This is a genomic window from Spirosoma koreense (assembly GCF_054777875.1).
Genome location: NZ_BAAHAC010000029.1, coordinates 668,671 through 694,291, shown reverse-complemented (window position 1 = coordinate 694,291; position 25,621 = coordinate 668,671). Strand labels below are relative to the sequence as shown.

Below are 25,621 nucleotides of genomic sequence, written 5' to 3'. Positions count from 1 at the left end.
GAGCTTGGTTTAGCGTAAGCAGATGACTACCTATTATTGGTAACTGATACTGAGGTTTTTTACGGGCGATCCGTTTTCATCCAGGAAACGAACACAGAAATTGGCCATACCCGGTCCGTTGATGACGGCTCCACGGATGATGTTCTTTCCCTTTTTAAGCGTTAAACGGGCAGAGGTACCATTATCGGCAATCATATCCCGGTCGCCGGAAAGCAGCAAGGCTTCCTGCCCATTCAACCACCACATGCTGCCGGAATTACATCCGGCCGCCATCCTGACGTTTTGGATTTCTTCGGGGCAATCGATGACCGTGACAAGCCAGACGAGTATTCCGTATTTCGGTTTGTTGAGGGCGTAGGTAAAATGGTATAAATTGACATTGAATGCCTTGCTGTCCAGAGCATACCACTTCAGCTCCTGGTTTCCCACCTTTACCGTTTCGCCATTTCGGGGAATGATGGTGTAATCGCTGGAAAAATTATCGGCCGAAAACGTTGTTTTGAGGTAGTTATCGGTGAATATATTATTTCGGACTATATCTTTCTTGATGGGTTCCAGCACCAGCCAACGTTGGATAAAACCCTTGGCATCCGGTGCTTTTTTGGCGGCAGAGGCTATAGTAAAGTGCCTGGAAAGGGTATGAGTCGTATCGCCTTTTATCGGTATAGGTGGGAGAGGTATTCTTTGTCCCGGACCTGGTCCCTGGGCAAAAGCGGTATGGCTACTTATTTGTAATGCGGATAAAACGATAAACGATATAAACGGCAATACGTATTTGTATTTTGTCTTCATAGCCTGTTCCTTTTATGATGAGTACTGTTTCTAATTAAAGCAGAACGGGCTACGTTTTACTGGACATTCTGTGTTTTCAAAGAGGTATTATAGTCGATGGCAACTCAATCTCTTCAAACGCTCTTATCATGTGACGGCTACTGGCAACAACTGGGTCAACTGATGAACTGTATACTTTTCCGCAGAACCACCCCAGTGACGGCAGCGGCCGACCGCTGATTTGATGAGTCGCCCATAAGGGCTGTTTTTAGTTTTACCCAAAGCGCCCAGAACAGGCTTTCGATCGTCGGTCCGGAAGCTGGATGAACCATTTGAAAGCAGACTTTTTTACTTTTTATTTTTAGCCGATTGATTTCGGACCCGGCTTAGGGTTTCGGGGGTCATTCCTAGGTAAGACGCGATCATGCTCTGCGGCACCCGCTGGGCGAAAGCCGGGTATTTACTGACAAAATTCAGATACTTTTCTTCCGCCGAGTAGCTGATAGCCGCCTGAATGCGGTTCTGGGAAGCAATAAAACTTTTTTGCAGGATGGCATTGATCATCTCCCCGAACGCCGGTATTTCCTGCTCGATCAATTGATTATTGGCCTTTGTAATCAACACCAGTTCACTGTCTTCGATGGCATCGATATTGAATCGGGACGGTTGCCCGGATAGCAGGCTCTCCCGGTCGCCGATCCACCAGTTTTCAACCGCCAGCCCGATGACGTGTTCCTGGCCGCGCTCGTCTACGGAATACGAACGCATGCAACCTTTGGTAATGAATGCATTATAGATCCAGACCTCTCCTTCCTGAAGCAGATACTGTTTTTTTCGTAGCTTTTTCAGGCTGCTGAGCGACCTGATCCGTTCGGCTTCCGCGTCGGTCAGGGCGATATGCTGGTCAAGATACTGTTGAAAAACCTCGTACACAGAATCAAAAATTAAGCGTTCTCACAAATCAACGGTTTGATCTGCAAAGAACGCTTAATTTTTAGATTGCGCAGGAAGCAGGCCCCTTGCAAGTGAATCCGATTACTGTTTTTTGAGCGTCGCGTTGTATCGGGCCATGTCTTTGAACAGCGCCAGCGCGGCTTTCATTTCCGGATCGGTTGCAAACGAGGCCTCTTTGATTCCTTTCTGCAGATAGTAGTGCCCGGCAATTTCCTGTTCCAGCTGGGTTTTGATCTCGGCTTTAAACGTATTCAGGTCGGCATCTTTGCTATGCGACATTTTGGTTTTCAGCGACTTGAGCTGATCCTGGATCTGATCGAAATATTTCTCTTTCTTCGCCGAGGCTTCGAGCGTACCGAGGTCTTTTTCCACCTGGGTGGTATAATCATATTCTTTATCGGTGAGCCATTTCGTAAACGCCTGGTACTCGGCATCCGTCAACTGAAACTCACGCGCAGGTTTGATAGTCGGATGCTCGTGGCGATACTTTACGGCGTAGTCGAAGATCAACCCCTTGTTGGTCAGGCTCAGCGTGATGGGCGTGGGCGTTTGCGCTTCCACCAGCACGTCGGGCAACACGCCACCACCGTCGTATACAACCCGCCCCGCTTTTGTTTTGAAGGCCGTTTTCAGCGAATCCGGAATTTTACCGACGCTGCCATCGGGGTTGCGGTGGCTGTAATCGATGGCCTGAATACAACGACCGCTGGGAATGTAGTATTTGGCCGTCGTGATCTTCAGCTTCGTGTTGAACGACAGCTCACGCGTGGTTTGCACAAGGCCTTTGCCGTACGTGCGTTGGCCTACCAGCACCCCCCGGTCGTAATCCTGGATAACGCCCGAAACGATTTCGGCGGCCGAAGCGCTGTGGCTGTTCGTCAGAACCACGATAGGCATCTCCAGGTCGACGGGTGGATTCAGGGCCGTGTAGGTTTTGTTCCAGTCGGTAACTTTACCTTTCGTGGTAACGACCTCGGAATCTTTCGGAATGAACAGATTCGAAATATCGATGGCCATATTGAGCAGACCACCGGGGTTCTCCCGAACGTCGAGAATAAGTTTTTTCATTCCCTTACCCTTCAGTTCCTGAAAGGCCGTACGCACCTCCCGGGCTGCCGTGGCCGTGAAATCTTTCAGATCGATGTAGCCGACTTCGTCATTGATCATGCCATAGTAGGGCACATTGGTCATTTTGACGACGTCCCGGATAACACTCAGGTCGAGCGGGTCTTTCTGGCCAAATCGTTGGACGGTCAGTTTGACGGCTGTGTTGTTCTGGCCCTTCAGCAGTTTGCCCGGATCGGCCCCTTTGAGATTTCGGAGCGTCACGCCGTCGATCTTAACCACCTCATCGCCTATCTGAAGTCCGGATTTTTCGGCGGGCGTGCCTTCGTACACCATCAGCACGATGCTCTTTCCCTGGCGTTGGCCGATGAGCGCACCGATACCGTTGTACCGACCGGTGGTCATGGTCATATAATCCTCGATCTCGTCTTCGGCGAAGAAGTTGGTATACGGGTCGAGGGCTTTCAGCATCGCGTCGATACTGGTTTTGACCATGCGGTTCGGGTTCACCTCATCGACGTAATAAAGATTCAGTTCCTTGAACAGCGTCGCGTAGATGTCGAGGTTACGAGCGATCTCAAAAAAGCGGTCGTCTGTTTTAAACGAGAAGAAGCCGATGCCACCCGCTACGAGGGCTGAAGAGGCTAAGAGTGTAAGACGTTTAGGGAAGCGCATAGTACCTCTTAATGGAAGAATGTATACTGAAAAATGTATAATGGATAATGAAGAGCCTGTTCAGCCCATTTTCATTTTTCGTTTTTCACTATACATTTTACTAAGGCTAATTTCATACCTTTTTCTATCTCTTCAAACGAAATTATTTGTTTGGCGGTATATAAAAAGGCAATGTAAGCGGCCGGACGCGCCGACTGAGTTAACAGATGCCTGTTGAGCCGGTAAGCTTCCCGCACGCGCCGGCGAATGAGGTTGCGGTCGACCGCGCGTTTGAAGATTCGTTTGGGCACCGTAATGACAATGGCCGGCCACAGAACGTTGCTTTCAGGAGGGGGAAGATAAAGTACCCGAAACGGGAAAAGGTAGAACGTTCCGACCGACGCACTACCTTTTTTAAATAATTCACTTAATGTTTTTTTGCTGCAAAGCCGTTCTGGTTTACTGAAGGTTTGCGGCATAAGCAGTCAACTGGCATCAGCCGATAGAGAATGCCGTTCCGAACGACTGTCTCCTATCGACTGTTGACTAGATTTTAAAGCGTTCGCCTTTTTTCTCGTCTGATACGGTCAATTTGTGGCGACCTTTTGCACGACGACGGGCCAGCACCTGACGGCCGTTGGCGGTTGACATCCGCTCGCGGAAGCCGTGCTTGTTTTTCCGCTTCCGGTTCGATGGTTGGTACGTTCTTTTCATGATCTATCTTCCCTAAAAAATCGTTGTTTTCCAAATGAGTCCGCAAAGATAGACGAATCGTGTCAGTTTATCAAGCCCTCTTTATAAAAAGCAGGGAATGAATAATGGATAATGAACAATGAATAATGGCCAATGATTAATGAACAGTTCGCCCAGCTGCACCTTTATCCATTGTTCATTATACATTATTCATTGTAAATTGTCCATTATTCCTCTTATTTATGCATTACCGCCTGTCCGTCGATCAAACACAGCCTCATTATATTGCCGTTGAAGCGCAACTGACGAATATCGTCGGCCAACCGGAAGTCGATCTGCAATTACCGGCCTGGCGACCCGGCCGGTATGAATTGCAGCAGTTTGCCAAAAATATCCAGCGCTTTACCATTGTCGATGGCGATGGTAACCCGTTGCCTTTTCGGAAAATTACCAAAGATCGCTGGCGGGTACAGACCAACGGCTCGACCGAACTGACGGCCCGCTATAATTATTACGCCCTGCTGCCGACGCCTAACTTATTGAATGCGGGGAGCAGTTTCATAAGCGATCAGCTTTTATACGTCAATCCTGTTAACCTATGCCTGTATGCCGAAGGCCGCATCAATGAGCCCTGCACGCTCGAACTGGCTATTCGCGACGGTTGGACCATTGCCTGTGGGCTACCCCAAACCGGTCCTAAAACACTCGCTGCAACTGATTTTTACGAGCTGGTCGACTGTCCGCTGATCGCCGGGCCGGCCCTGCAGGATATTCGATATGAAGTAGATGGGGTTCAGTTTCACGTCTGGATTCAGGGCGGCTGGCGCACCGATGGAACCCCTACATTCGACGCTGAGCGGATCATGCAGGATTTCAGCCTGTTTTCGACCAAACAAATTCGGCTCTACGGTGAATTTCCGGAGCGCGATTATCACTTCCTAACGCTGGTGCTGCCCGTGCCCTACTATCATGGTGTTGAACACCGCAACTCGACGGTGCTGGTACTCGGTCCGGCCGACGAAGGCGAGGGCTTATACCAGGATCTGCTGGGCGTATCGTCGCATGAGTTATTTCATGCCTGGAATATCATTCGGATTCGCCCGATCGAATTGCTGCCCTATGATTTCACGAAGGAAAACTATTTTCCGACCTGCTTTGTCGCCGAGGGCGTAACCACATATTACGGCGATCTGATGCTTCGGCAGTCGGGGGTATTTACTGATGAAGCATATCTGAAAGAATTGCAGGTGTTGTTCAAGCGCCATTTTGAGCACAATGGCCGGGCGTTTCAGTCACTAGTCGAATCGTCCTGGGATCTCTGGCTCGATGGCTACGACAAGGGCGTGCCCGATCGGAAAGTGTCGGTATACCACAAAGGGGCCATCGCTGCGCTGATCCTGGACCTGCATATCCGCCGATTGACCGATCACAACCGTTCGCTGGACGACGTTATGCGGCTGATGTGGCAACGTTTTGGAAAACCCTTCCTGGGCTACTCACTGGAGGAGTACCGGTCTGTCACTGAAGAAGTGGCGGGCGAACCGCTGGCCTGGTATTACGATCTCTGTATTTTTGGAAACGAGCCGCTCGAAGCAAAGCTCAACGAATACCTGGCCTGGGTAGGTTTGCAGATCGTTTACGAAGAGCCGACTGCCGATCATCCGGGCGGTATCCGGCTGCTGGAACTAGATGACGAAAAGGGGCGGCTGGAACGGAGACACTGGTTTGGTGGCGTGCTAACCGAACCACCCCACGAAGAACAATTAGTGCCGGAAGACAAATTGGGAAAAAACGTCGTGGCGAAATAAACCGTCAGGTTAATCTATGTGATAGAGCATGAGTATGACCCTTTCAGGGTCATACAAGATACACAACTAAGGGAACGGGTTATATAATTGGCGCCTTATGACCTTAAACGATAGGGTTTCGTGTAGGCAGCAAAGCCTGTTTCAGACTCAATAAAACTAAGCAGGACAGGGTAACCAGTACGACGTCCAGTACAAGGCGATGATATCCTTAGGCGGATCCTTCGCCATCATAGCAACGGCGACAAGCTGGCTGATGAGTCGGTCGGTGGTAAGGAGACAACGATGGTGCGGTGCATACGGATCGGTTAGTGACTTCGAGCCATAACCTTAAGTGGAAACGCGTGGTTGGAAAAACGTGTCAGACAAACCAGGCTAATGTCGTTTTTCAGTACATTACAGCCCCTAACTCTGCCTGATCTATGCAAACCGTCCGTTCGCAAACCCTCTCTTTCGATGAATACGCCCGCTACGATGCCACGGCCCTGGCCGAACTTGTCCGTACCGGAGAAGTTTCGGCCGACGAACTGCTGGAAACGGCCATCGCCCGCGCCGAAGCCGTAAACCCGCAACTGAATGCCATCGTGACCCCGCTCTACGACAAAGGTCGCGACATGGCTGCGCATTTACCGACGTCAGGTGCTTTTCGCGGGGTCCCGTTCTTACTGAAAGATCTGGAACTTGAGTGGGCCGGAACACCCCTGAAATCGGGATGTCGGGGTTATCAGCACTACGTATCGACAACAGACAGCGAAGTTATAAAGCGATTGAAAGCCGCCGGACTGGTGTTTTTCGGGAAAACAAATACGCCGGAATTTGGCCTGACGCCCTATACCGAGTCGAAACTGTATGGACCCGCGCGGAATCCCTGGAAACTCACGCATTCGCCCGGTGGGTCGAGTGGTGGGTCGGCCGTTGCCGTAGCGGCCGGGATCGTTCCGGCCGCTACGGCCTCCGACGGGGGTGGTTCCATCCGGACGCCAGCCTCCTGTTGCGGGTTGTTTGGACTGAAGCCTTCGCGGGGACGGGTTACACTCGGACCGCAATTTGGGGAGCTGTGGAATGGGGCCGTAACGACCCACGCCGTGACGCGGAGCGTGCGTGATAGTGCGGGGCTGCTGGACATAACGGCAGGCGGACCCACGTATCGACCGCTGGCTGGTGATCCTTACAGCATTCTTCAACCCGAGCGTCCGTTTCGGGAAGAAGTTGGTCGGGAGCCGGGAAAACTGCGTGTTGCGTTTTCGACCCAGGCACTGATCGAATCGCAGCCAACGCACCCGGAATGCATCCGGGCTGTTCAGGAAACGGCCCGCCTACTGGAACAGCTAGGCCACACGGTAGAAGAAATCCCGCTGCCGTACGAAAAAACAATCGTGACCGAAGCTTTTTTCTTGAATGTACTGAGCGAAACAGCCAGTGTGCTGCGTGAATTAGGTAACTACCTCAGCCGACCCGTTCGGCGGGACGACGTAGAACTGAATACCTGGGCGCAGGCCCGGCTGGCTGAAGGCTTTTCGGCGGTCGATGTTGCCTATCAGAAACGGCGCTGGAATAGCCTCAACCGCATCATGGGTAAACTGCACGAAACCTACGATGTGTTTCTGACGCCAAGTTTACCCCGACCGCCCATTGCCATCGGGACGTTTCAGAACACGGCATCCGAACAACGGTTGCTGAAGCTGGTCGATAATCTGGGCGGATTGAAATACCTGAACGGTAGTAAAATTGTGAAGGATCTGGCCGAACGCTCGCTGGGCTATATCTCGTTTGCGGTGATCTCGAATATGACCGGTCAGCCGTCGATGTCGGTGCCTCTGCACTGGTCGCCGGATGGCTTACCCATTGGCGTGACGTTTGCCGCCCGACACGCGGACGAAGCCACTCTGTTCCGGCTGGCGGGGCAGTTGGAGAGGGAGCGCCCCTGGTTCGACAAGCGGCCGAGTTTATGAAATGGCGTGGATTCAGAACAAATCCAGTCGGAGTGATTGATCCGACCGTCCTAAAAAGCGGCCTGGAACGCAATAGGATACGCATCAATCCATTTGGCAGTCTATTCCTCCTGCTGGGCTCCGTCGGTTTACTTAGTTGTCAGGCCAACGACCAGCTTACGGGGGTCGCTGCCGGTGCCTCGGGTCGGTATATAGTGACGGCCTATGTCGTGTCGGAGGATACCCTGTTCTCCTTAGTGCGCGGCTCAACAGGCTACAAACCTGGAATAAATAAAATTGGCGTTGATAATTTCACCGTAGCGATGGATGTTATCGGTTCGGATCAGCTTAGCGTAAGAACCGATTATTGGCGCAATGGCTTGCAGTCTACTTTCAGCAAAGAGGTTTTTGTCAGCCTTACCAACTATGATTACCAGTTTTCCCTACTAAAAGCCAACGGCTCTTCCGGCTATGAAGGGCGGGTCGGTAGATTCACCGGATTCTTCTACGAGCGGACCGTGGGTGGTCTGGTGATTCCCCTGGCTGGTTCTTCGACCATTCCTAAACCTTCATCCCCGCCGGACGTTGTTATCGTAGCTCAACCAGCGGAATGAATTCCAAACGGCCTGTTATTAAGTCTGAATTTATATAAAGCAGTTGCCTATTCGCTATAATCCAGATCCTTGCCGTATGTCTCCTTAATTGTGGTGAGTGACCAAAGTGCGAGCAGAAAGCAGACTAGGGCAACGATAGCTACCGCGCCGATGGGTCCCAGTGAAGGCTTCATCGCCTGGTAAGCCGGAATGGTAAGCAGCGTCGTGGCCCGGACGTTATTCGCGACGGATGTCGTAGCTGTAGCGCGAAGGTTGGTTCCGTAACTCTCCGCCGTAATGGTCAGAAACATGGCGATGTAGCCAATGCCGAAGCCCATGGCCAGCAGTACCAGGTAGAATACGCTGGCGGAAGTAATTCCGGTGAAGAGATAAACGACAATACCCACGAACGTAAAGCCCATCATCAGGCCAACTGCTTTTCGGCGCGACCGCAGCCACTGGCTTAGGATACCGCTGAAGAGATCGCCGGCTACGATGCCGATGTAAGTAAACATAACCCCCCGGCCCGGCTGAATCGCTTCCTGGACGCCCACGGCTTTACCAAATTCATTGCTAAACGTCGCCAGAATGCCAATAACCAGGTAGGTCGGGAGCGCGATGCCCATGCAGCGCAGGTAGCGCAAGACGGCGGGCCAGTCGCGAAACAGAGCCGCAAAATTTCCGCGCGCTACACCTGTGCCCTGGACGCGCTTGAACATGCCCGATTCGAGCACGCTTACCCGCAGCAGCAGCAAGCCCAGGCCCAGTCCTCCGCCTATAAAATAGGTGGTGCGCCAGTCGAACAGCGTAACGGTGAAATAAGCGACAACCGCCCCAAGCAAGCCTACACTGGCTACCAGCGAGGACCCATACCCGCGCAGGTGTGGCGGTAAAATCTCGCTCACGAGCGTAATTCCAGCACCCAACTCGCCCGCCAGCCCAAAGCCAGCCACGAGCCGAAGCCAGGCATAAAGTTGTGGATCGTGTACGAATCCACAGGCGATGTTGGCCAGTGAATAGGTAATGATGCTCCCGAACAGTACCGAAAGCCGCCCGCGTTTATCGCCGAGAATCCCCCACAGGATCCCGCCGATCAGCAACCCAGCTTGCTGATAATTCAGAATCTTACCACCAATTAGGGAAATATCGGCCTCGGACAAGCCCATGTCTTTCAGGCTCGGTACGCGCACGATGTTGAACAACAGCAGGTCGTACACGTCCACGAAATAACCCAGCGCGGCTACAATGACGGGCAGGGCAAACAGCGGACGGAGCGAAGGAACGGCAGGAGAAACGTCTTGCATAGAACTGTTCGGGGAGATGAACCAGGCCACATTATGCTGCCCGATTCATCTCTCGATAAGTCAAAATGGTATTCGGGCGCGTAGCTTCCAGATCGGACTCCAGGACAGGTAATACGTCGACTGTATTCCCCTGTGCATCAAAAAACTCAAGAATGTACCCGTCATCCTGACCAGCACGGAAAATGTGTTCGACTACAATACCCACATCGCCTTTCTTCAGTCCGTACTGCGGAAAGTCTTTATTTAGAATGGCCCGGCTGAACAAGTCAAATTTCATCGCTTTTCAGGATATAGGGTTATAAAAGGCCATGTTGAAGGTTCGCTTGTGTAAAGCCAAATCGTAACGACGCCGAAGTTACGTAATCTACCACTTATTGTGTACAAATCCCCTCCGAATGGGGCTGCACGTGAGTAAACCGGATCACCTGTACGGATAATCTGAAGAATATCTTGTTCCAACGCCTGCCAATTATCCTGATTATAACCTAGCTTTTTGAGGAAAGCCGATTTGTCACTCTCGGCTTTCCACGTCAGTAGATAATGAGTAATCTTCCGGGTATCCAGAATCACTTCTCCAACGACGGCCATCTGGCTTACCAGAATCGAATGTAGAGAACCATCAGCACCAGCATGATTACGGTAATCATGGCTGTTGCGGATGGGGCCAGTTTGAACATATTGGTATCGATCTTGAAGGCTTTGGGGTTGACCGCCGGACCCGCCAGACTCATTATTACCATCACCAGTACGGTAAAGAAGAAGGCCCAGCCCATCGCTACCAGGAATGGAATCTCGTATACCCCATCGGCATTTTTGAAAGCCGTATACAGGATCGTTTCGGGACCGAACAGGTCAGGTGCGTAGTTGTTGAACAGCGTGGTCAGTGCAAAGCCGCCCAGAATACCAACCACGGCGGCTGCGCCTGTGGTGCGCTTCCAGAAGAAGCCCAGCAGGAACACGGCAAAGATACCGGGGCTGAGATACCCCGTATATTTCTGAATGAACGTAAATCCACCTTCACGGCCGATACCGAGCGCATCCTGCCAGGTAAGAGCAATTGACATCAGCATGGCAATAAAAATCGTGATGCGGCCAGCCCAGATCAGTTGCGTTTCCGTCGCGTCTTTCTTGATGTATTTGTGGTAAATATCGAGTGTGAAAATCGTTGAGATCGAGTTGGCTTTACCGGCCAGCGAAGCCACGATAGCCGCTGTCAAAGCCGCCATCGATAAGCCTTTCAGCCCGTTGGGCAGAAAGGACAGAATTGCCGAGTAAGCGTTGTCGGCCAGCAGTTTGCCCCCCGGAGCCATTTCGTTCTGCAGGCTGCCGTTCTTATACAATACGAAAGCCGCAATACCGGGTAGCATCACGATCAGCGGCATAAACAGCTTGATAATCGCGGCAAACAGAATACCGGTGCGGGCCGTTTTCAGGTCGGCACCCAGCGCCCGTTGGGTAATGTACTGGTTACAACCCCAGTAGTTGAGGTTCACGATCCACTGGCCGGCAAAATACATCGTAATACCCGGCACCGTCAGGTACTTGTTCACTTCAACCTGTGACGTATTAGGCCCCGGCTTTTCGAAAATCAGATGGAAGTGATCATCTGCGTCGCGCATCATGGCCGAGAAACCCGCAGCGATATCGTTACCTAATCCGAATTTCTGGCTCACCAGTGTCAGGGCAATGTAGCTGGTCACTAAACCTCCCAGCACCAGTACAACGACCTGAAACACGTCGGTGTATCCAATTACTTTCATGCCGCCCAGGGTAATGATCAGCGCAAAAATGCTCAGGCCAATAACGATGGGGTGAAACGATTCGGTGCCGACCAGGCTGCTGATGGCCAGCGCCCCCAGAAACAGAATCGAGGTCAGGTTAACAAATACGTAAAGAAACAGCCAGAAAATGGCCATGATCAGACTGACCGTTTCGTTGTACCGCGTTTTCAGAAACTGCGGCATGGTGTAAATGTGGTTTTTTAGATAAATCGGAATAAACCACACTGCTACAATGATCAGCGCGACAGCCGCCAGCCACTCATAGGCCGCCACCGCTACACCGAAAGTAAACCCATTGCCCGACATACCGATGAACTGCTCGGCCGAGATGTTCGAGGCAATCAGCGAGGCTCCGATGGCCCACCAGGTTAATGACCCTTCGGCCAGAAAGAAATCTTTTGTGTCGAGTTTAGTAGTTTGTTTTCGCTTGTAAATCCAGTAGCCGTACGAAGAGACGCCAATGAAGTACAGGAAAAAAATGATGTAATCGATTTGGTTAAGCTGGTTCATTTTGGGAGCCCGAAAAATGGTTTTTGTAATCAGCCTGTAAAAAAGCAATTATTTCTCTAAATAGGCTTACTCTAAGTGAAAATCATTTAGAGATTGGCTAATTCAGTATAATAGACTTTAGGAAACACGCCGGAAACCCCATCATTAGTAGCCTGAAATCGCGGGGTTTCGTGGCTGCGGCCAACCGCCTGCGCTATATAAAGGTTACCGATTGCAGGGTTGGGTAATTAGCCGAGTAAAAAGTGATGGACCGTATTCGGGGGCTATAAACACAAAAAAGGTACGGCGTTCATTCCGTACCTTTTTGATCTATGAATCACGTAAATAAAGACTTGCCTTACTGGTTGATGGCGATGAGTCGCGTAGGCAGGGTTTGCTCTAAAGTAGGAGTAGAGAGTTTAAAGGTAAATTCTTCCTTATGCGTATCCGATGAAATCCGGAAGGTATATTTTCCGTCGGTGAGCTGACTCATGTCGAACTGTTGGCGATAAGCATTCCGTTGATTGATTTTTCCCGATAGAAACTCACTGAACAATACCTGCCCTTTCTGATTGATCAATTCAAGTTTTAGTTTTTCCTGTGGTTTGTACTGTTCCAGCGATAACCAAAGCTTGGAATCGGCTTTGGCGGGGTACATAGCGGCCGCAAATGTTTTCTCGGTGTAGTAATCGTCCTGGCTCATACCGGGCAGAGAAGCGAGTATAGTCAGACTCAGGAATAAAGCAGTAGCGATCGATTTGATGGAGGTTTTCATTGTGTTGAACGATTAAGTTTAGAACCTTTAGCTGTCCACCCAATGATGTTGGTATTTCTCCCGAACGCTTCGAATCTGGAGTAGCGGTTAAAATAAAGGATAAGCGGTCGCGCCTATTCGACGAAGTCCAGCTCCTTGCCAAACGTCTCTTCCATGCGGCTGAGCGACCAGAATGCCAGCCCGTAAACAACAAAGCCCAGCCCGGCGGCTGTGGCCAACACCCCAATCGACGGCTTCAGCGCCTGATAGGACAAAGTCATGATGATGGCGGTGCCACGCACGACACTCGGCACCGACGTGGTAGCGGTATTGCGCAGATTGGTGCCATAGAGTTCGGCAACCATCGTCAGGAACATGGCGATATAGCCGGTCGAAATACCGGCGAGCAGGCAGATTATGTAAATTCCCGCTGCAGTATGGATGCTGCCGGATAAGTAGGCTGCACTTAGCAACGTGCTAACTACCAGCATGCCGATAATGGCTTTGAGTCGGGACCGGAGCCATTGACTCAGCGGGCCACAGAGGAAATCACCGATGGCAAAGCCCACGTAAATAAACATGACGCAACGACCCGGATTAAGCCCCCCGTCGATGGTGAGTGCTTCGCCCAACTCATTGGCAAACGCAGCCAGAATACTTACCACAAACCAGGTCGGTACGCCGACGGCCACGCAGCGGAAATACTTCAGCCGTTGTGCCCGGCTGCTGAAAAAGTAGAAAAAGTTGCCCCGACGGACCGCTTTATGATCGACGCCCAGTCGGTTGAATAGCCCTGACTCGAAAACACTTACCCGCAGTAATAGCAGGAGTACGCCCATGCCACCACCGACCCAGAAGGCCATCCGCCAGTCGAAGAAATCGGCGGTCAGGTAGGCGGCTCCGGCGCCCAGGTAGCCAATGCCCGCAATGAGCGACGAACCGTATCCCCGAATTTCTTTAGGCAGAATTTCGGAGACCAGCACCATAGCCGCTCCAATCTCGCCCGACAGCCCGACGCCCGCGATAAAGCGAAACAGAGCATATACGTTCACATCCTGCACAAAGCCGCAGGCAATATTAGCCAGGGAATACGTTACGATCGAGCCGAACAGCACCGACATCCGCCCGCGCCTATCGCCCAGCACTCCCCATAGGAAACCGCCCAGCAGTAACCCGGCTTGCTGGCAGTTGAAGATAAACGTACCCGCCGTCGAAATTTCTTCCTTCGACAAGTGCAGCGCCTGCAGACTCGGCACCCGAACAATGGTGAAAATAACCATGTCGTAGATGTCTACGAAATAACCGAGTGCCGAAACAATGACCGGCAAGGCAAATAGCGGACGGAGCGAAGTACGCGATGAAGGGGGTGGAGGTTTTTCCATAAATAACTGTCAGAACCGGGATTTATGTGATTTTATTGACCAACTGTGAGTTTTGCTTCCTCTGAAAGCCTTTATTGAATAAACATAGTCTGTCAGTAAAATCACATAAATCCTGCCGGGTCACCGATGCGGTTCTGATTACTCTTCCAGATAATTCAGATCCTTGCCGTGGGTTTCGGGAATTGTCAGGATAGCGTAGAAACCGAGAATGAAGCTTACCAGCCCCACAACGGCTCCGGCGTTGATAACGTCGAGCGAGGGTTTGAGCGCCTGATAGGAGAGAGTCATGGGAATTACCAGCCCGCGCACCATGTTCGGAACCGTCGTGGCGGCCGTAGCCCGAAGGTTGGTACCGAATTGCTCCGCGCCGATTGTGACGAACATGGCCCAGTAGCCGATTCCGAAGCCCATGGCCAGGCACAGGCCATAGAGTGCAGTTGCCGATTGGATACCGAAATACAGGTAGACTAATCCGAAAATGAGTGCAACACCCATGAGTAAGGCCACCGCTTTCCGGCGCGATGCCAGGCGCTGGCTGATGAACCCACTGGCCAGGTCGCCGATGGCCAGCCCCACGTAACACCACATAATGGCTAAGCCCGGCTGAATTTCCTCCCCAAGGTGCATCGCTTTACCGAACTCGTTGCTGAACGTGGCCAGAATACCGATCACAAACCAGGTTGGTAAGCCAATGGCAATGCATTTAAGGTAGCGACTGAGTCGGTTGGCGTTGGTGAAAAAAGACAGGAAATTACCACGGCTGACGTGTTTTTGCCCGGTCACTTCCGTAAACATCCCGGATTCGACGACCCCGACGCGTAGTAATAGCAGGCCAACGCCCAGCCCTCCGCCGACAAAAAAGGCCATCTGCCAGTCGAACAGCTTTACCGTAAAATAAGCCACTACGGCGCCAAACAAGCCAATACCCGCCACCAGTGAGGTGCCAATCGCTCGTTTCTCTTTAGGCAGAATTTCGCTGACCAGCGTAATCCCCGCACCTAACTCGCCCGCCAGCCCGATACCCGCCACAAAGCGCATCAGGGCGTAATAGTCGACGGGCGCCATAAACGTGACTTTGGTGATGAAGCCACAGGCGATATTAGCAATGGAGTAGGTGATGATCGAGCCGAACAGCACCGACAGCCGACCCCGTTTGTCGCCCAGCACACCCCAGAGAATCCCGCCCAGCAGCAGACCGCCCATCTGCCAGTTCAGGATGCTGGCACCAACGGTAGAAATCTGTTCGGCCGAAAGACCGAGGTCTTTCAGGCTGGGAACCCGGACAATCCCGAAAAGCAATAGGTCGTAAATATCAACGAAATAGCCTAGAGCAGCCACGATGACGGGTAAACTGAACAGCCCAACGGCCGGGGCAGCCTGAGGATTGGCCTGGGTCTTCGACGAAGAAATAGGAACAGCCATGCGGCAACAGCAAAGAGTAAAAGCAAACTATTCTGCAATTATACAAAATGCCAAGGGAAGATTGGGCCAATTTGCGAATTCCGTTAGGGTTTATCGGCCAACAGACGCTTCTGGATAAACACGTCTGCGTATCGCCGACCAAGCGTGCGGGCCGAGGGGGTGTCGAAATGGGTCGAGTCGCCTTTATCGGTTAAGCCTGCCGAAACAACGCAATAGAGATCGGGAACCTGCTGCGGAGCCTGCTGAAGTGCCTGGTTGACAGTTCGGGCATCCGGATTCCGGTTCACGACAAAATCGCCTAAGGTACCGACCACAAACGGAACATGAGGGGCATTGAGATCTTTGCGAAAGCGCTGAACCAGTTCCGCCAGCTTCGGACCGTAAGCGCTGGCTTTGTCCGGGCTCGAGTCCGATTCGCCCTGATGCCACAGAAAACCCGCCAGTTCGCCGTTTTCGAGTGCTTTTTTGGCCCGGCGCAGGGCATCGTCATAAGGATATGACTTCGTCGGTTCATAATACGCTCCCGGTTTCCAGACATCGATGCCTGAGCCCCCTACGGCGCAGGGGATCAGACCGATAGTCATGGCCGGATAGGCGTTGGCTAGTTGCTTGGCAAAAGCCAGGCCGGGACCGACGCCAATGACCGCCGGTTTGTCGAAATGCATCGGGTCGCGGGCGGGTAGCCAGTTAAGGTCTTTTGTCAGCATCCAGATGCGCGGAGTGGGCTGCTGATCGGCCGCTTCGGGAACACCCCGGCCTGCCATGTTCGACTGACCAATGAGTAGAAATAACTTCAACCGTGGTGGTACGTCCTGCCGGAACGCCAGTACCAGTAGAACGCTGACGAAAATGAGGGTAGTCTTCATGAAGTGAATACAATCGGGTGTGCAGGGTAAAGGCGCTTTATAGCCGGCACTACTACACAAAGAAGTTACTCCGGTTCGGGCGAAGGGTTTTCCTGGTCGGAAACAACATCGGTAGTCGGCTCTGCAGGGAGCGTTGGCTGAAGTACCGGAGCCGGTTTAGGCAGGCCTTCGTAGACATTATAGGCGGTTCCCAGCGCCCAGACTTTTAAGCCAACGCGGATGAAGATCAACGCCTGCTGGACTAAGAACATGAGCAGGATCGTCAGCCATCCACTCATCAAAATAGCGTTGTCGATCAGAAAGTAAACCCCGAATAAACCGGTCCCGATCAGGATCAGCAATCCGTACAGGCCATACGTACGACCCAGGTGTCGAAGTACCAGGCGTCCGGCCCGGCCGAACGCCCGAAACGCTCTGGTCTCGTCTTCCCGGACCATAAGCACTTTGGCATAGTCGCCGATGCAGAGGAAAAGCGTTGCCTGCAGGGCCGCCAACGCAAAAAAGCCCAGGCCAATCCAGAACTCGCCCCGCTCGGTCAGCGAGTCCTCCAGCAGTACACCCACTAGCGTACCGATCACAAGCCAGATGCCCGCCCCGATCAGCACAAACAGCAACGTAACACTAAACAGCCGGAACAACCGACCAGCGTAATAGCTACAGGCCTGCCAGAACAGCCCGGCAGTGAAAGGTTCTGCCAGTCGTGCAGACGAAAACTGGGTAAAGCGTACCAGAATACCGCCCGAAAAAAACACGCTCAGGAATAGATACAGCAGACCCAGCCAGCGCCCTACGCTCATGAGCGGAGCAAGAGTGCTCTGGCTGCGGTGCATGAAGTCCGAGAAAACGGTGTAATCGAAGCCATTGAGCAGAGCCAGAAACGCCCGCGAATTCTGGTCCTCAACGAGTAGTGTATTGTAGAATGGTAAGGCCGCTATAAGTCCCAGGGTCAACGTAATCCCATACAGCAGCCCTAGCAGCCGAGCCGAACGAATCGTTTGGCGAAGCGCAACAGCCAGGGCGTTCATCAGGCAGGTAGAGTAAGGTCGTGACTGCCGGGTTGAGCCGGCTCGCTCGCCGATACGGCCGTTTCTGACGACTGTGAGTCTGCGGCCAGCTTAGCAAGCAGCGGGTGTTCTGTCCGGATTTTCTCCTGTAGTTTCAGAAACCCATCGATCAGGGCTTCGGGTCGGGGTGGACAACCGGGCACATACACATCTACGGGAATAATTCGGTCCACGCCTTTCACCACATGATAGCCGTGCTGCCAGTACGGACCACCACAGTTGGAACAGGAACCCATCGAAATAACGTAGCGGGGTTCAGCCATCTGCTCATACAGCCGCCGAATCCGGTCGGCCATTTTATAGGTTACCGTACCCGATACGATCATAACATCGGACTGTCGGGGGGAAGGCCGCGGAAAAATACCGAATCGCTCCAGGTCATAATTGGCGGCAAAGGTCTGCATCATTTCAATGGCACAACAGGCCAGACCGAAGCCCATGGGCCACATCGATTTTTCCCGCGACCAGTTTAGCAGATCTTCCGAGCGCAGCAGCATTACACTGGTGTCGCCGGTTTTATCGGAGGGAGGTTGTGATGTCATAGCGCGCTAAGGTTTTTTGGGTAGTCGGTTAATGAACTCAAGCTGGTAGCGTTCGCTAAAGGGTTCCAGTTGCCGAACCAGGTTAAGCCCAGCGTCCGGTTGGTTCGTCGGTCGAACAACCCGGTGGGTGATCCTACCAGCAGCCGCTCCGGCTAGCAGGCCGATGGCCGCTCCGCCCGCTATCGCAAAGGTCAACGTCAGCGCGTGCGTAACCGGACTGCGGGTCTGACGAGCCAGTAGGGATCGGTTGCTGAGATACCCCGCAGCCAATCCGCCGAGAATAGCCCCTGTAATCAGTGCGGGGGTTTGTTTCTGACGCCGAAGGCTCACCTTACGAATGGTGTTGACCGCAATTCGTCCGTCGTCCGTATGCCAGCCGCTACCTTCCTCGCTCAGGTACAGATACGACGCATCAACGTCGCTTAGCAGGCCGTTAAACCGGCCTCCATCGGTCGTTACGACCTTCACACGGTACGTAGCGACGGCCGGCCGCTGAGCCAGTCCAGGAACCGTCGCCAGCCCCAGCAGGAGCAGCAGTTGCCATGGGTAGCGAAGCAGAACCAGGCTCAACGTTTATACCGTTCATTTACCTGTTTATACAAATCCAGCGGCACTTTCGTTTCCACCGTCGGGAGTTTTGGGTTTGGTTTTACCCAGTCGAGGTAACCTTTAACCCAGGCGTAGGCCAGTCCCAGCGCTAGAATGACGACGAATAAAATGGCTTCGGCCAGGGCGAACCAGCCCCATAGGCCACCGGTCGCTTTGATGAGTTTGGCCTGCCCGAATACCGTGGCCCAGGGGAATAAAAAAACCAACTCGACGTCGAACAGTACGAAGACCAGTGCTATGACGTAGAACCGGATGTTAAACTGCACGTTGGCGTTGCCAATCGGTTCCTCTCCCGACTCGTAGGTGCTGTTTTTCTCGATGTTCGGCCGATCGGGCCGTAGCAGACGCGCCACGAACAGCACCACCGCAATGAATGCGAAAGCCGCCAGAATGAACAACAGGATGATGCCAAAGTCGGAGAGCATGCAGCGAACGGGTTGTATCGAACAGGACCGGAGCATCGGTTCTATGCTGTTCGTAAACTTACTTTTTCTTTTTCGGAAACAGGTTATACACCAGCGATATCTGCAGGTTTCGGTTATAATAAAGCGCGCTGGCTTCCGGCGAAACGTTGTTGAACCCGTAAATGTAGCGAATGTGCAGGCTGCATTGCGACAGCATATCCAGGAAGTCGTAATGCACCCCAACGGCCAGGCCAAGATCGCCCTTGGCCGATGGACCGCTGGTCGTATTGGTACTCAGTGCGTAGCTGAATTCGGGCCCGGCCTGTACCGTTAAGCCTTCGGTTGGAATAAAGCCCAGCAGAATCGGCAGACTGGCGTAGTAATATGGGTTCTTTGTGGTGGTCCGCCCGCCGGTAGTTTGTTCCTGCTGAAAAGTACCGCCTTTGATGGCCAGCAGAGCTTCTGGCTGCAGAACGAACTTATGAAGCCGGTAGCGGTACATCAGACCCAGATGCGGTTCGAGCGAACGCTTCGCGATATTTACACTGGTGCCGCTGATGTGTACCTGTGTGAAGGTAGCGCCTATTTTAACGCCAAAATGACCGCCGACAGGCTTGTTGCTCTGTGCCAACAGGCAATAGGGCGAGGTTACTAAAAAAAGAAAAACCAGTAATCGATTTGTATTCATACAGCACGTTAGAAAGGAAGTCATCGCTTCGATAACGTTGTATTATCGAATGACCGGACTTGCCGACTGCACAAAATTGGTTAAAAAAGTTAGGAGTGCAGTATGGTAACGCCTGCTAAAGGTATTCTGTAGGCTGGAGTTCAGAATTTTTAACAAATCCCGTTGGCTCCTGATCGCCCTGTTTGTCCGCCTAATTGAGCCGTGGGTCTACCGGGTAGTGGGCCATGGCTTTGTATTCACCACCCATGCGCTTCAGCACACCGCGCCAGAACTCCTTGGTGGGCGTGTCGAATAGAAAGTCGGCGCTGGTACGGCTGATGATCCAGGCTTTCTGGGCTAGTTCGGCATCTAGCTGACCTTCGCTCCAGCCCGAGTAGCCAATAAAAAAACGAATGTCGCGTTCGGTCAGCGTGCCCAGGTTGACGGCTCGTTTTACCTGCTCGAAATTACCGCTCCAGTATAAGCCATCGACCACCCGGATGGAATCGTCGATGAGATCGGGACGCCGGTGAATGAAATGCAGGGTATTTTGTTGGACGGGGCCACCCACGTACAGCGCTACATCCGGATGAACTTCTTCAATGACATCGCTCAGGTGGATGTCGGTTCGTTGGTTAAGCACCAGGCCAAACGTACCGGCGGGACTATGTTCGCAGACCAGCACCACACTTCGCTCAAAATTCGTATCGCCCATGAAGGGTTCGGCAATTAGTAAATCACCGTTCGTGACAATGGGTGGGGTCGTATTCATGACATCCATGCGGTTAACGTATTCGTATAGGACAAACGCCTTTTAAGACACGATATTGGTTAAAACATCTTAAATACATTATGTGGTTCAGCAAGAATTTTTCGTCAGTCTTCAACTGAGGACTGGGCTATTATTCTTGGGTAACCATCAGATGTCATAACACGCTCTTCAGCCGAAGATCGAAATTTAGCAAGACAAATCGGCTTACAACCGCCGACTTATGTATTTTAGCCAAGCCAGAGCGTTAACTTTGTTGGCAGTACACCTTTTCCTTTTGTATGAAATAATCCGCTGGGGCGGTGTTACCAAATTTCTGAATTATACAATATAAAAGCGAATGTATGCAAAATCAGATGCATAATCGACGGGGATTTCTTCAAAAAAGTGCGTTAACGGCCCTGACGGCTCTGGTGGGTGCGGATATTGTTTTCGCTGATAAGATGCCTCCGCATTATATTCCTCTGGCGTTCGACTACGATCCACTGAAAGGAAAAAGTCCTGAGATGAAAGTGCTGGGCGATAAGCCCTGGAACGTGGAGTCGCCAATTCATTTGCTGGATGATGCCGTTACGCCCGTCGATAAAATGTTTATCCGCAACAATGGCCTGATTCCGACTGCCCCTGCCGATCTGACAAAGTGGACCTTAACTATCAACGGAGAGTCGGTAAAGAGCAGTAAGACGTATACACTGGCTGAGTTGAAAAAACGATTCAAACCCTACACCTACCAATTAGTGCTCGAGTGCGGGGGCAACGGGCGGGCGGGCTTCGAGCCGCAGACGACGGGAAACCCCTGGGATCAGGGCGCCGTTAGCTGTGCCCAATGGACCGGTGTTCGGCTAAAAGACATTCTGGCCGATGTGGGCTTAAAAGACGATGCTGTTTATATTGGGTATTATAGCAAAGATCCGCACCTGAGCCAGGACCCGACCAAGGTGGCCATTTCGCGCGGAGTGCCCATGAAAAAAGCGCTTGAAGACGAGACGCTGATTGCCTGGGCGGTCAACGGGCAGGATATTCCGCTGGCGCACGGCTATCCGCTTCGGCTGGTGATCGGTGGCTGGCCGGCGTCGGTATCCGGAAAGTGGTTGCACACGATTGCGGTGCGTAACATCGTGCACGATGGTGCGAAGATGGAAGGGCACAGCTATAGAATGCCGATCCGGCCCGTGGAGCCCGGCGAGAAAATCGCAGAAACTCCCGAAAACTTCCGGATCATTGAATCGATGCCCGTAAAATCTCTCATTACCTTCCCCAAAACAGGCGCCATGTTCGATGTGAAGAAAGGGCTGGCGTTGCGGGGACATGCCTGGGCCGGCGACCGGGAAGTGGCCGACGTACATACATCGATCGATTACGGAGCCAGCTGGCAAAAAGCAAAGCTGGAACGGCCAAAAAACCGGCTCGCCTGGCAACACTGGTCGGCCAGCATTGCATTTCCGCAACCGGGCTATTACGAGGTGTGGGTGCGCGCTACCGACAGCACTGGCGTTATGCAACCGGTGGTGATTCCGCAGTGGAATCCGGGCGGTTACCTCAACAATGCCTGCCACCGGATTGCCGTAAAAGCGATTGTGTAGCGAGTCGTGCGTTACGCTTAACGATAAGTAAGGTCAATACGAATCAAACCAACGGAATGAAAACAGCGCTTGCCATTTTTCTGATCGGAGCAGGGGTTATCAGCATGGTTAGTTTCCGCAGCCTCTCGGTGGGCCAGCCCGTAACCGCTTCAACGTCGCCGGTGGCGATGACCGATACCGTAAAGGTCGATCCGGAAACGGGTTTGGCCAACGATCCGAACCTGACGATGGTGAAAGCTCAGTGCACCGCCTGTCATTCCTCCAAACTTATTTTGCAGCACCGCTTCACGCGGGCGGGCTGGCTGGACCGGATTCGGTGGATGCAGAAGTACCACAAACTCTGGGATCTGGGCGACTCGGAAAAGGTCGTGCTGGATTACCTCGAAAAGCACTACGGGCCGCAGACGGCCTCGCTCAACGAGCCTTTCCGCCGGGCACCGTTGAAGAAGCCCCAGTGGTATAAGCTGAATTGAGTTTAGGCCACCTAGCTCCGGAACGTGATTCTGACTTTTTTACCTGAAATACGTTCCAGCAGCGGGCGCAGCATTCGATCGGCGTTCTGACGGGTCTGCTCCAGAATTCCGCTGTTCAAAGCCGATTGGCGAACCTGTTGTTCGGCCCGCCTGTAGGCGTCGCTTACCAGTTGGGATTCATTCAGGAATGAAAAATGTGTATCGTACACCCGCGAACGCTCATGGTTGATTTTCCAGCCGCAGAGCTCAGGTTTCGGGCATTGTACGATAACCGAATCGTTGGTGGTGGTAATGTCCATGGCCGAAATCTGCGTCAGGTCGAGGCAGCCGGTGGCTTCGCCTTCGACAATCAGTACTGCATTGGCGTTGGGCAGAAACGTATTGACCTGTTCGTGCTCGACAATGTCTTTAAACCTGTATTTGACCAGTTCCAGTTTTCCCAGCGCCGTTACTTCTTTCAGAACGATGCTCTGCGTGGTCGAATCGCCCCGGCGAAACCGACTCAGCACACTGACGCCCCGAATCTGCTCCCAGACGGCGATTAGCCCTACAACAATGACTGCCAGAATGAACAGACGGATCAGCGCGTTAAGGAGTCGGAACATGGTTTGTTGTTAGCGGGAAAGCAGCTTTTCCTGATTGATTAACGAAAATCAGAGCAATACCAATAAACTTCCGGGCAGAATACGCACCTCGGCCCGGCCGGTCGGCAGGGTCAGCGGTTCGCCGTCGGCGTGAATCAGCAGAGGCCCCTCGGCTGTTACCTGCGCTTTCGTAATGGAATGACCGCGCCAATAAGCCGATTGGTTCAGGGTTTTGTTGAACAGTCGCCATGTCAGCAACCCAGCGGCCTGCGCCGGAAACGGCCGGATTTCGCACTGTTCCAGGCGGCCGTCGGCAATGTTGGCGGTGGGAGCCATCCAGGCGTTATTCCCAAATTGTCCGGCGTTGGCAAACGTCATCGAAAACAACTCTTTTTCCTGGCCATCGAACTGAAAGCGCTGGGGTTTATACGCCCAGAAAGCCCGGAAAGCCGTGCGCACATACGTAGATAACCCCCGAATGGGCTGGCGAGCGAATTCATGCGCTACGTAGGCTTCAAAACCCATACCGGCCGTGCAGAAAAATGGGTGCTCGTTGATTTCGCCACTGTCGATCACGACCGGACGACCAGTTAACGCCCGTTCGATGGCTTTCATCGGGTTCAGTGGAATACCCAGGTGTCGCGCCAGCCCGTTTCCCGATCCGATCGGCACGATACCCAGCGCTGTAGCAGTTCGCCGGAGGGCCTGGGCTGTTTCGTTGATGGTACCGTCTCCCCCGATGGTCAGAATACGGGTAACACCCTGCGCTACCGCGGCTGTGGCCAGTTCGGTGGCGTGGCCAGGGTGCGTAGTCTGGATCACATCGGGCGCGTAACCAAGCGCGTCGGCCTGCCGCATAAACGAATCCTGGAGCGCTTTTTTTTGCTCAGCCGACGTAGTGCCGGATAGCGGATTGACAATGGCTAAAACAGCCGAACGAGTAGCCACTTACGAGAAGAAAATAAATAACACAAGGATAAAAATCACGATAAAGACGTAGTACCAACCATCCGAAAAAATGTATGGCTTGTAATCGTCGTAAAATTTCCGAATCTTTTTCATGTATCGTTACGGTGATGCCTACGTAAAGATAAGCGGTGTTTGCTGGAATCGGTCGTAACGCTGGGCTGAAGAACCCGGCATCATCGATCCGGCCCTTTACAACGCCTGGCCACCATTGACCGCCAGAACATGTCCATTGACGAACGAAGCTTCATCGGACGCCAGAAACAGGTAGGCATAGGCGATGTCTTCGGGTTTACCGATCCGGCGTACAGGAATACTGGCAACTGCCTGATTCCGAACTTCTTCGGGCATGGCATCGGTCATCGCCGTTTGAATGAAGCCAGGGGCTACCGCATTGGCCGTAATGCCTTTTGGGCCCAGTTCTTTCGCCCATGAGCGAACCATGCCGATGATACCCGCTTTGGCAGCTGCGTAATTGGTTTGACCGAATGCGCCATGCACACCGTTGATGGACGAGGTGCAGATAATCCGGCCGTAACGTTGCTCGGCCATGTAGGGGGCCACAATTTTTGTGCAGTTGAAAACCCCCGTCAGGTTGACGTCGATGACTTGCTGCCACTCTTCGAACGACATTTTCAGCAGGGTTTTGTCGCGGGTGATACCGGCATTGTTGATCAGGATATCGATTCGGCCATAGCGGTCATACACATCGCGGGCAGCCGCTTCGATAGCCACCGGATCGGTGGTGCTCACGTGCATAAACTCGCAGCGAAACCCCTGAGCGCGCAGGGCTTGCGCACTCGTTTCGCCTTCATCCAGCACATCCCAGATAATGACGGTGGCACCTTCGTGGCAAAAGACGGCAGCGGCTCCCTGCCCAATACCCCGGGCTGCGCCGGTAATGATGGCAACTTTATCCTGTAGTCTCATGGCTTTGCGGTAGAATCGAACCTGTTCAGAAACAATCGGGGGTCAATAACGGTAAAATACCTGTCGGGAAGCTAATTTGTTCCCACAATCGTTTGTTCATCGTACCAAAAACTGCCTGCATGAAACAACTTTCTGCACTTATCCTGTTCGCGTTGTTTGCCTATCCTGCGCTAAGCCAACCGGCTCAGGATCGTCGGGCTATTCTGCAAATCCTGAAACGGCAGACCGAAGACTGGAATGCCGGTCGCGTCGATAAGTTTATGAATGGCTACTGGGAATCCGATTCGCTTACGTTCGTAGGAAAAGCAGGGGTTACGTACGGCTATCAGGCGACGCTGGCGAACTACAGAAAGCGCTATCCCAGCCGTGAGTCGATGGGGACGCTTAAATTCGATATTCTCGAACTGGATCTGCCAGCACCGGGCATAGCCTACGTAATTGGCCGCTTTCACCTGACCCGCCCCAAGATGGGTGACGCAACCGGACATTTCACGCTATTATGGCGTAAGATCAAGAAACGCTGGGTCATCATCAGCGATCATTCGAGTTAGGGGGTAGGGCAAAGG

The 25,621-nt window shown here is 52.7% G+C and carries 28 protein-coding genes; 6 read left to right on the top strand and 22 right to left on the bottom strand.

The features are described from left to right. Positions 1-33: 33 nt before the first annotated feature. The 5 genes from ACYVC2_RS30805 to rpmH all read right to left on the bottom strand — a co-directional run bounded on the left by ACYVC2_RS30805 (position 34) and on the right by rpmH (position 4,158). On the bottom strand, positions 34-792 hold the full coding sequence (locus ACYVC2_RS30805) for an acetylxylan esterase (RefSeq protein WP_461109269.1): 759 nt from the start codon (positions 790-792) through the stop codon (positions 34-36). 327 nt (positions 793-1,119) lie between these two features. Then, positions 1,120-1,704 (bottom strand): Crp/Fnr family transcriptional regulator, encoded by a 585-nt coding sequence (locus tag ACYVC2_RS30800; RefSeq protein WP_461109267.1) that lies wholly within the window; start codon positions 1,702-1,704, stop codon positions 1,120-1,122. A 102-nt stretch (positions 1,705-1,806) separates the two neighbouring features. Next, a complete protein-coding gene (locus ACYVC2_RS30795) occupies positions 1,807-3,465 on the bottom strand; it encodes a S41 family peptidase (protein WP_461109265.1) in 1,659 nt (552 codons plus the stop codon). Between the two features lie 71 nt (positions 3,466-3,536). Next, complete coding sequence (gene rnpA / locus ACYVC2_RS30790; protein ID WP_461109263.1) at positions 3,537-3,923, bottom strand: ribonuclease P protein component; 387 nt, start codon at positions 3,921-3,923, stop codon at positions 3,537-3,539. A 67-nt stretch (positions 3,924-3,990) separates the two neighbouring features. Next, the gene (rpmH, locus tag ACYVC2_RS30785; protein WP_405513662.1) at positions 3,991-4,158 is read right to left on the bottom strand and encodes a 50S ribosomal protein L34; all 168 of its coding nucleotides are present in this window, start codon (positions 4,156-4,158) and stop codon (positions 3,991-3,993) included. Positions 4,159-4,379: 221 nt separating this feature from the next. On the opposite strand from rpmH, the gene ACYVC2_RS30780 reads away from it, so the two are divergent. The 3 genes from ACYVC2_RS30780 to ACYVC2_RS30770 all read left to right on the top strand — a co-directional run bounded on the left by ACYVC2_RS30780 (position 4,380) and on the right by ACYVC2_RS30770 (position 8,487). Further along, positions 4,380-5,945 carry a M61 family metallopeptidase gene (locus tag ACYVC2_RS30780; protein WP_461109261.1) on the top strand — a complete coding sequence of 522 codons (1,566 nt, stop codon included), beginning with the start codon at positions 4,380-4,382 and terminating at the stop codon, positions 5,943-5,945. A 419-nt stretch (positions 5,946-6,364) separates the two neighbouring features. Beyond that, entirely contained in the window at positions 6,365-7,894 is a 1,530-nt protein-coding gene (locus ACYVC2_RS30775) for an amidase (RefSeq protein WP_461109259.1), read from the top strand. Next, entirely contained in the window at positions 7,891-8,487 is a 597-nt protein-coding gene (locus tag ACYVC2_RS30770) for a hypothetical protein (RefSeq protein WP_461109257.1), read from the top strand. Before ACYVC2_RS30775 ends, ACYVC2_RS30770 begins: the two co-directional genes overlap by 4 nt. A 47-nt stretch (positions 8,488-8,534) precedes the next feature. Here the strand turns inward: ACYVC2_RS30770 and ACYVC2_RS30765 are convergent, their stop codons facing one another. The 14 genes from ACYVC2_RS30765 to ACYVC2_RS30700 form a co-directional block, all read right to left on the bottom strand. Next, complete coding sequence (locus tag ACYVC2_RS30765; protein ID WP_461109255.1) at positions 8,535-9,770, bottom strand: MFS transporter; 1,236 nt, start codon at positions 9,768-9,770, stop codon at positions 8,535-8,537. Between the two features lie 31 nt (positions 9,771-9,801). After that, positions 9,802-10,047: a DUF4926 domain-containing protein gene (locus ACYVC2_RS30760; protein WP_461109253.1), complete on the bottom strand. Its 246-nt coding sequence runs from the start codon at positions 10,045-10,047 to the stop codon at positions 9,802-9,804. Next, complete coding sequence (locus ACYVC2_RS30755) at positions 10,044-10,358, bottom strand: DUF6883 domain-containing protein (RefSeq protein WP_461109252.1); 315 nt, start codon at positions 10,356-10,358, stop codon at positions 10,044-10,046. The genes ACYVC2_RS30760 and ACYVC2_RS30755 overlap by 4 nt, the downstream gene beginning before the upstream one ends. 5 nt (positions 10,359-10,363) lie before the next feature. Next, entirely contained in the window at positions 10,364-12,061 is a 1,698-nt protein-coding gene (locus ACYVC2_RS30750) for a sodium:solute symporter family transporter (RefSeq protein ID WP_461109250.1), read from the bottom strand. A gap of 337 nt (positions 12,062-12,398) precedes the next feature. Continuing rightward, on the bottom strand, positions 12,399-12,815 hold the full coding sequence (locus ACYVC2_RS30745; protein WP_461109248.1) for a hypothetical protein: 417 nt from the start codon (positions 12,813-12,815) through the stop codon (positions 12,399-12,401). A 113-nt stretch (positions 12,816-12,928) separates the two neighbouring features. After that, positions 12,929-14,176 carry an MFS transporter gene (locus tag ACYVC2_RS30740; RefSeq protein ID WP_461109246.1) on the bottom strand — a complete coding sequence of 416 codons (1,248 nt, stop codon included), beginning with the start codon at positions 14,174-14,176 and terminating at the stop codon, positions 12,929-12,931. Positions 14,177-14,314: 138 nt separating this feature from the next. Then, positions 14,315-15,598 carry an MFS transporter gene (locus ACYVC2_RS30735; protein WP_461109244.1) on the bottom strand — a complete coding sequence of 428 codons (1,284 nt, stop codon included), beginning with the start codon at positions 15,596-15,598 and terminating at the stop codon, positions 14,315-14,317. A gap of 83 nt (positions 15,599-15,681) precedes the next feature. Further along, positions 15,682-16,464, bottom strand: coding sequence for a sialate O-acetylesterase (locus ACYVC2_RS30730; RefSeq protein WP_461109242.1), 783 nt, complete (start codon positions 16,462-16,464; stop codon positions 15,682-15,684). Between the two features lie 65 nt (positions 16,465-16,529). Beyond that, a complete protein-coding gene (locus ACYVC2_RS30725) occupies positions 16,530-17,489 on the bottom strand; it encodes a hypothetical protein (protein WP_461109240.1) in 960 nt (319 codons plus the stop codon). Then, complete coding sequence (locus ACYVC2_RS30720) at positions 17,489-18,070, bottom strand: NADH-quinone oxidoreductase subunit B (protein WP_461109238.1); 582 nt, start codon at positions 18,068-18,070, stop codon at positions 17,489-17,491. Before ACYVC2_RS30720 ends, ACYVC2_RS30725 begins: the two co-directional genes overlap by 1 nt. Positions 18,071-18,076: 6 nt before the next feature. Further along, a complete protein-coding gene (locus ACYVC2_RS30715; protein WP_461109236.1) occupies positions 18,077-18,640 on the bottom strand; it encodes a hypothetical protein in 564 nt (187 codons plus the stop codon). Continuing rightward, a complete protein-coding gene (locus ACYVC2_RS30710) occupies positions 18,637-19,104 on the bottom strand; it encodes an NADH-quinone oxidoreductase subunit A (protein WP_461109742.1) in 468 nt (155 codons plus the stop codon). The genes ACYVC2_RS30715 and ACYVC2_RS30710 overlap by 4 nt, the downstream gene beginning before the upstream one ends. A 58-nt stretch (positions 19,105-19,162) precedes the next feature. Beyond that, positions 19,163-19,771 (bottom strand): porin family protein, encoded by a 609-nt coding sequence (locus ACYVC2_RS30705; protein ID WP_461109234.1) that lies wholly within the window; start codon positions 19,769-19,771, stop codon positions 19,163-19,165. A gap of 190 nt (positions 19,772-19,961) precedes the next feature. Then, a complete protein-coding gene (locus tag ACYVC2_RS30700; RefSeq protein WP_461109232.1) occupies positions 19,962-20,522 on the bottom strand; it encodes a YqgE/AlgH family protein in 561 nt (186 codons plus the stop codon). A gap of 341 nt (positions 20,523-20,863) precedes the next feature. On the opposite strand from ACYVC2_RS30700, the gene ACYVC2_RS30695 reads away from it, so the two are divergent. After that, complete coding sequence (locus ACYVC2_RS30695) at positions 20,864-22,102, top strand: sulfite oxidase (RefSeq protein WP_461109230.1); 1,239 nt, start codon at positions 20,864-20,866, stop codon at positions 22,100-22,102. Positions 22,103-22,158: 56 nt separating this feature from the next. Continuing rightward, positions 22,159-22,575 carry a hypothetical protein gene (locus ACYVC2_RS30690; RefSeq protein ID WP_461109228.1) on the top strand — a complete coding sequence of 139 codons (417 nt, stop codon included), beginning with the start codon at positions 22,159-22,161 and terminating at the stop codon, positions 22,573-22,575. An 11-nt stretch (positions 22,576-22,586) separates the two neighbouring features. Here the strand turns inward: ACYVC2_RS30690 and ACYVC2_RS30685 are convergent, their stop codons facing one another. From ACYVC2_RS30685 to fabG, 3 genes are all read right to left on the bottom strand, one after another. After that, positions 22,587-23,180, bottom strand: a complete 594-nt coding sequence (locus tag ACYVC2_RS30685; RefSeq protein WP_461109226.1) for a DUF4230 domain-containing protein — start codon at positions 23,178-23,180, stop codon at positions 22,587-22,589. A gap of 48 nt (positions 23,181-23,228) precedes the next feature. Next, positions 23,229-24,107: a diacylglycerol/lipid kinase family protein gene (locus tag ACYVC2_RS30680; protein ID WP_461109224.1), complete on the bottom strand. Its 879-nt coding sequence runs from the start codon at positions 24,105-24,107 to the stop codon at positions 23,229-23,231. Positions 24,108-24,317: 210 nt separating this feature from the next. Next, the gene (fabG, locus tag ACYVC2_RS30675; RefSeq protein WP_461109222.1) at positions 24,318-25,055 is read right to left on the bottom strand and encodes a 3-oxoacyl-ACP reductase FabG; all 738 of its coding nucleotides are present in this window, start codon (positions 25,053-25,055) and stop codon (positions 24,318-24,320) included. Between the two features lie 119 nt (positions 25,056-25,174). Between fabG and ACYVC2_RS30670 the strand changes: the two genes are divergently transcribed. Further along, a complete protein-coding gene (locus tag ACYVC2_RS30670; RefSeq protein WP_461109220.1) occupies positions 25,175-25,606 on the top strand; it encodes a YybH family protein in 432 nt (143 codons plus the stop codon). Positions 25,607-25,621: the final 15 nt, after the last annotated feature.